Source organism: Phytopseudomonas straminea (genome assembly GCF_900112645.1).
GTDB classification, from domain to species: domain Bacteria; phylum Pseudomonadota; class Gammaproteobacteria; order Pseudomonadales; family Pseudomonadaceae; genus Aquipseudomonas; species Aquipseudomonas straminea.
In genome coordinates this window covers 75,317-81,647 of sequence record NZ_FOMO01000015.1, presented here as the reverse complement: position 1 = coordinate 81,647, position 6,331 = coordinate 75,317, and the positions used below count along the sequence as shown (strand labels likewise).

General features: G+C 62.7%; 4 protein-coding genes and 1 tRNA gene. 3 read left to right on the top strand and 2 right to left on the bottom strand.

All coding sequences use genetic code 11. The annotated features are described in order from the left end of the window. Positions 1-389 precede the first annotated feature (389 nt). Together BM279_RS22690 and BM279_RS22685 are read right to left on the bottom strand one after the other, a co-directional pair. Positions 390-1,220 (bottom strand): DUF1206 domain-containing protein, encoded by an 831-nt coding sequence (locus BM279_RS22690; protein WP_093507625.1) that lies wholly within the window; start codon positions 1,218-1,220, stop codon positions 390-392. 387 nt (positions 1,221-1,607) lie between these two features. Then, a tRNA-Arg gene (locus tag BM279_RS22685) sits at positions 1,608-1,684 on the bottom strand. A gap of 346 nt (positions 1,685-2,030) precedes the next feature. On the opposite strand from BM279_RS22685, the gene gabD reads away from it, so the two are divergent. The 3 genes from gabD to BM279_RS22670 all read left to right on the top strand — a co-directional run bounded on the left by gabD (position 2,031) and on the right by BM279_RS22670 (position 6,297). Then, the gene (gene gabD, locus BM279_RS22680) at positions 2,031-3,479 is read left to right on the top strand and encodes an NADP-dependent succinate-semialdehyde dehydrogenase (RefSeq protein WP_027909036.1); all 1,449 of its coding nucleotides are present in this window, start codon (positions 2,031-2,033) and stop codon (positions 3,477-3,479) included. 151 nt (positions 3,480-3,630) lie between these two features. Beyond that, positions 3,631-4,911, top strand: a complete 1,281-nt coding sequence (gabT, locus tag BM279_RS22675; protein ID WP_027909035.1) for a 4-aminobutyrate--2-oxoglutarate transaminase — start codon at positions 3,631-3,633, stop codon at positions 4,909-4,911. Between the two features lie 168 nt (positions 4,912-5,079). After that, complete coding sequence (locus BM279_RS22670) at positions 5,080-6,297, top strand: HDOD domain-containing protein (RefSeq protein ID WP_093507623.1); 1,218 nt, start codon at positions 5,080-5,082, stop codon at positions 6,295-6,297. The last annotated feature ends 34 nt before the right edge of the window (positions 6,298-6,331 follow it).

Here is a 6,331-nt window from a genome sequence, read left to right as displayed (position 1 = left end):
GACAGAGGTCTGGGGTTTCGTCTTTTCGGGCCGGGAAATTCGAAGGCTAATGCACAGTGCGCCAGCCAGGCGGCCAGAGCGCACGCTGACCTGGGTATCGCTTCGCTCTACCGCAGACTACGTAAGAGGCAGCCGTAAAAGCCGTACCGTAGCGATAAGTTGCTAGAGGTAAGTAGCCTGGGTTAGCCGAAGGCGTAACCCGGGGAGCTGGTGCGAGTTTGTCGCGATGCCCAAATGACCTACCTGGCATGGACCACGCCTGCCGAGCATATCAATGCCCAGGATGATCTTGGCTCAGAAACAACAAAGCCCGCATAGCGCGGGCTTTGTTGTTTCTAACTCTGCTGTTTCATCCGCATTTCCAATAGAGATGGTGTCGAGCGTACAGCTCAGTCAAAGACTGCCGCCGTATCGATACGCCGCCAGATCGCTTCGGCAAAGCTATAGAGCGCGAATGCGATCAGTCCTGCACCAATCAACCCCAGCCAGAAGGTGCCATAGGGCAATGACTGCAGGGCGTTCAGTGCGTCTTCCAAGCCTGGTGGCTTGGTCGGCTCATAGCGCGCACCGCCGCTGAAGAGCATGCCGGCCACCACGAGAAAAGAAACGCCTCGGGCAATGAGGCCTACCTTGGAGATGGGTGTTACCCAGCGCATGACGTCATCGGAGGCGCCGAAGTACTTTTCGAACTTGGCTTTCCAGCCCTTGATGATATGTGCGATGCCGACCCCTAGCGGCACCAGGGCCACAAGGTAAACCAGATAGTTCGAGTACTTCCAGCCCAGCATGCCAGAGAGAAAGTCTTCGCCGCCCCCACTGCCCCCCGAAGACTCGCCGAGCGAACTACCCAGCAGACCCAGCGTGAACAAGGTCAGCAGGCCATAGCTGATAGCGCCGCCCACCAGGCCTGCACGCGCGGCGAGCCCCTTGGCGTCGGTGCCGTGATCTTCCGGATCGGTAATGGCCTGAGTCATTCGCCAGACGGCATAGGCGAAAAGTCCCGCCACCATTATCCAGAGCAGGGCCTCGCCAAAAGGTTGCTCCAGCAATGTCGAGATAGCACCTTTGGTGCCGACAGTTTCACCGCTGCCCTTGGCGGCGAAGAGCGCGAAAGCGCCGATGATCAGATACACCACGCCGCGCGCCGCATAGCCTGTCCGAGCAAGCCAGACGATGCCTTGCGAGAGTTCGCCCTTGGCGTGTATGGCTGGGTTGTACATAGCGAGAGTCCTGAATGGCTGAGGTCGATAGCAATGCAGTGGACACTCACCGAAGGATCGCGGTTTAGGTTGATTGGTCAACGATTTGAGGGGCCGAGGCCAAAGCGCCGAGAGAATTTTCTGAGCTGCACTATCGGCTTGAATGAACCGTCTCGAGCATATGTCACCCGACGCATCTTTTTATAAAGAAGAGGCGCTGCTATATCAGAAAAAACGGCGAGGCTTATGAAGTGCAGGTGTTGAATGCGGGATGCCGGCGAGACAAGTCCGCATCTGATGGACCGTTCAGCACAGAATTGAGCGAGCGCTAGAAACGACAAAGCCCGCAGATGGCGGGCTTCGTGTTGCGTTTCCCCGTCACCTGAAGAGTGAAGGAAAGCTGCGAGATGGCGCACTCGGCGGGATTCGAACCCACGACCCCTGCCTTCGGAGGGCAGTACTCTATCCAGCTGAGCTACGAGTGCGTTGCGGGGCGCAATCATACGCATGTCGCTGGCGTGCGTCCATGCTGCGCGAGGTGCTCGTTTGGCCAGTGATCGCCACAAGCTTGGGCTATAAACAAAGACGTCCCTGCTCCCGCTCATCTGCAGCTGTTAATTTTCTCGAACGGCCTATTGCCCTTTGGTCGAGCTGATCTTACGATTTGTTTGATATTTCAAACGATGGTGTTGGCCAGCTGAACTCACGGCGGCGCACTCCGTTCGAATTTGCAGGCCGCAGCTAGCCTGTCGCTCCAACCCATGCCTGGGTTCGCTCCCAGCTTCTTTCGTCATCTCCTGGCGCCGTGGTGCCGGGATAGAGGAGATCGCCATGCAATTGAAAGACGCGCAACTGTTCCGCCAGCAGGCTTTCGTCAACGGCGCCTGGGCTGATGCCGACAGCGGCCAGACCATCAAGGTGACCAACCCGGCCACTGGCGAAGTGATCGGCAGCGTGCCGAAGATGGGCGCTGCCGAAACCCGCCGCGCCATTGAAGCCGCCGACAAGGCCCTGCCGGCCTGGCGTGCTCTGACCGCCAAGGAGCGCTCCGCCAAGCTGCGTCGCTGGTACGAGCTGATGCTGGAGAACCAGGAAGACCTGGCGCGCCTGATGACCATCGAACAGGGCAAGCCACTGGCCGAAGCCAAGGGCGAGATCGCCTACGCCGCCTCGTTCATCGAGTGGTTCGCTGAAGAAGCCAAGCGCGTGTATGGCGACACCATTCCGGGCCACCAGGCCGACAAGCGCCTGATCGTCATCAAGCAGCCGATCGGCGTCACCGCGGCCATCACTCCGTGGAACTTCCCGGCGGCGATGATCACCCGCAAGGCCGGCCCGGCCCTGGCCGCTGGCTGCACCATGGTGCTCAAGCCGGCTTCGCAGACGCCGTACTCCGCCCTGGCCCTGGCCGAGCTGGCGACCCGTGCCGGCATCCCGGCTGGCGTGTTCAGCGTAGTGACCGGCAGCGCCGGTGAAGTGGGCGGCGAGCTGACCGGCAACCCGATCGTGCGCAAACTGTCGTTCACCGGCTCGACCGAGATCGGTCGCCAGCTGATGGCCGAATGCGCTCAGGACATCAAGAAGGTATCCCTGGAGCTGGGCGGCAACGCGCCCTTCATCGTGTTCGACGACGCTGACCTGGACAAGGCCATCGAAGGCGCGATCATCTCCAAGTACCGCAACAACGGCCAGACCTGCGTGTGCGCCAACCGCATCTACGTGCAGGACGGCGTCTATGATGCCTTCGCCGAGAAGCTCAAGGTCGCGGTCGAGAAGCTGAAGATCGGCAATGGCCTGGAAGACGGCACCACCACCGGCCCGCTGATCGACGAGAAGGCCGTGGCCAAGGTCAAGGAGCACATTGAGGACGCCGTTTCCAAAGGCGCCAAGATCCTCTCCGGTGGCAAGACCCACGCCCTGGGCGGCACCTTCTTCGAGCCGACCATTCTGGCCGACGTGCCGAAGAACGCGCTGGTCTCCAAGGACGAAACCTTCGGCCCGCTGGCGCCGCTGTTCCGTTTCAAGGACGAAGCCGAAGTGATCGCCATGGCCAACGACACCGAGTTCGGCCTGGCCTCCTACTTCTATGCCCGTGACCTCTCCCGCGTGTTCCGCGTGGCCGAGGCGCTGGAATACGGTATGGTCGGTATCAACACCGGCCTGATCTCCAACGAGGTGGCGCCATTCGGCGGCATCAAGGCCTCGGGCCTGGGTCGTGAAGGCTCCAAATACGGCATCGAGGATTACCTGGAAATCAAGTACCTCTGCCTGAGCATTTAAGACTGATCGACCTGCGCCGCTGCGGCGGCGCAACACACGTTTCTCCCTGTATCCCGCAAGGCCCGGCAGTCGATCATCGCATGCTGTCGTGGCTGCAGCGGGATGCGTCATCCTTGAACCACACCGACGATGAGCGGTGAATGAGGAAGCCATGAGCAAGACCAACGAATCCCTGCTGCAACGCCGCCAGGCCGCCGTACCGCGCGGTGTCGGCCAGATCCACCCGATCGTCGCCGAGCGCGCCGAGAACGCCACCGTGTGGGACGTCGAAGGCCGCGAGTACATCGACTTCGCCGGCGGTATCGCCGTACTGAACACCGGTCACCTGCACCCGAAAGTGGTTGCCGCCGTTCAGGAACAGCTGACCAAGCTGACCCACACCTGCTTCCAGGTGCTGGCTTACGAGCCCTACATCGAGCTGTGCGAAGAAATCGCCAAGCGCGTACCGGGCGACTTCGCCAAGAAGACTCTGCTGGTCACCTCCGGCTCTGAAGCCGTCGAGAACGCCGTGAAGATTGCCCGTGCCGCTACCGGCCGTGCTGGCGTGATCGCCTTCACGGGTGCCTACCACGGCCGTACCATGATGACCCTGTCGCTGACCGGCAAGGTCGTGCCGTACTCCGCCGGCATGGGCCTGATGCCTGCTGGCGTGTACCGCGCCGTTGCGCCGTGCGAACTGCATGGCGTGAGCGAAGACGAATCCATCGCCAGCATCGAGCGCATCTTCAAGAACGATGCCCAGCCCCAGGACATCGCTGCGATCATCATCGAGCCGGTACAGGGTGAAGGCGGTTTCTACGTCAACTCGCCAGCTTTCATGCAGCGCCTGCGCGCCCTGTGCGACCAGCACGGCATCCTGCTGATCGCTGACGAAGTGCAGACCGGCGCTGGCCGTACCGGCACCTTCTTCGCCACCGAGCAACTGGGCGTGGTGCCGGACCTGACCACCTTCGCCAAGTCCGTCGGCGGCGGCTTCCCGATCTCCGGCGTCAGCGGCAAGGCCGAGATCATGGACAAGATCGCCCCCGGCGGCCTGGGCGGCACCTATGCCGGCAGCCCGATCGCCTGCGCCGCGGCCCTGGCCGTACTCAAGGTGTTCGACGAAGAGAAGCTGCTGGATCGCTCCAACGCCGTTGGCGAGAAGCTCAAGGCTGGCCTGCGTGACATCGCCGCCAAGCACAAGGTGATCGGTGACGTGCGCGGCCTGGGTTCGATGGTCGCCATCGAGCTGTTCGAAGGCGGCGACCACAGCAAGCCGGCTGCCGAACTGACCGGCAAGATCGTCGCCAAGGCGCGCGAGAAGGGCCTGATCCTGCTGTCGTGCGGCACCTACTACAACGTGGTGCGCTTCCTGATGCCGGTCACCATTCCGGACGCCCAGCTGGAAAAAGGCATCGCCATCGTGGCCGAGTGCTTCGACGAACTGGCGTAAGCCACGCCGTTGAAAAAGGACCCGCTTCGGCGGGTCTTTTTTTGTCTGCTGTTTCGTCGCGTTATATGGCGTGGCCGGTAGCTACATCATTGATCCCGGTGCGTTAGGGCTGCCGCGGTCTTGTCTATACTGCGGCGTTTTCCTGTGTTGATGTTCCGAGGTTTTCTGATGGCTGAAGCGGTACCCGCTCCAGAAGTATTGATCGCCGATACCGACCCCTGGACGGCGGATCTGCTTGAACAGCTGGTGCTCGACGTGCGGTGCGACGCCGTGGTGATTCGCGTCGCCGACGGCCAGGCGGCCATGGCGCGCTGCAAGCGCCGCCTGCCTGAACTGGTGATCGCCGACAGCGAACTGCCGGGCGTCGATGGCCTCGAGCTGCTACGCCAGCTACGTCGTCACCCGCGTACACCGGCGCTGCCATTCATCCTGATCAGCGGGCGTCTGGATGCCAGCAGCGTGCGCGCCGCCAAGCCGCTGGCACCTAGCGCCTACCTGGCCAAACCCTTCAATGCCGAGGCGCTGCGCAAGCGCTTGGCCAGCCTGCTGCTCGCCGACGGGGAAGAATTGCTGTGCCCGATTCGCCCGCTGCTGGTGAACCGGCTGGAGGATTACCTGGACGCCATGCGTGAAGAAGGCCAGGGCGCGCCGCTGCTGGCCTCGGTGCGCGACTCGGTCAGCCAGTACCTGAACAGCAGCGAGCCGAGCCTGCGCGAGCTGGAGCAGGTGTTCGCCCGCGACCCGCAGATCACCGCCTGCCTGATCGCCGCGGCCAACAGCGCTGCCCATCACAACGGCTCGCCCTGTCAGACCCTGGCCCAGGCATTGCCGCGCCTGGGCGTGGCACGCACCCTGAACTTGGTACTGGGGCTTTCCGTGCAGCGCAATGCGCGGCTCAGCGACCCGCGTCTGGCCGAGCGCGGCGTGCGTACCTGGGTGGCGGCTCAGCGCAGCGCCGAGGTTGCCCATTGGCTGGCCAGCGAGCTGTCGCTGGATGCCGAGCTCTGCTACACCGCCGGCCTGCTGCACAACATAGGTGAGCTGGCCTTGCTGCGCTGCATGCAGGACTGGCAGGACGCCGGCGGCAGCCTGAGCGACGCGCAGATCGACCAGGCCATCGGCCAGCGTGCTGCCGGTTTCGGTTCGGCCTTGCGCATCCGCTGGCGCCTGCCGTTCGGCCTGCGTGAGTTGGTGGCCGCCTATTACAGCCTGAACAGCGGCGTGTTTTCCCGTGAGGCGCTAGTGCTCAATCTGGCCGGGCAGGTGCTGACGCTGGAGCAGACGCAACGGCCTAGCGAGCAGCTTCGCGATGCCCGCTGCGTACGCTTGCTGCGCATCGATCCGGGTTTGCTCGATCGGTTGCCGGTGCAGGCCTCGGCGGCCTGACAGGCAGGTAATAACCGCAGCAAAAATGTGTCGA

Bases quoted from the DNA above. Each gene is read 5' to 3' on its own strand.
- BM279_RS22690 (WP_093507625.1), bottom strand. From the start codon at position 1,220: ATGTACAACCCAGCCATACACGCCAAGGGCGAACTCTCGCAAGGCATC.
- gabD (WP_027909036.1), top strand. From the start codon at position 2,031: ATGCAATTGAAAGACGCGCAACTGTTCCGCCAGCAGGCTTTCGTCAAC.
- gabT (WP_027909035.1), top strand. From the start codon at position 3,631: ATGAGCAAGACCAACGAATCCCTGCTGCAACGCCGCCAGGCCGCCGTA.
- BM279_RS22670 (WP_093507623.1), top strand. From the start codon at position 5,080: ATGGCTGAAGCGGTACCCGCTCCAGAAGTATTGATCGCCGATACCGAC.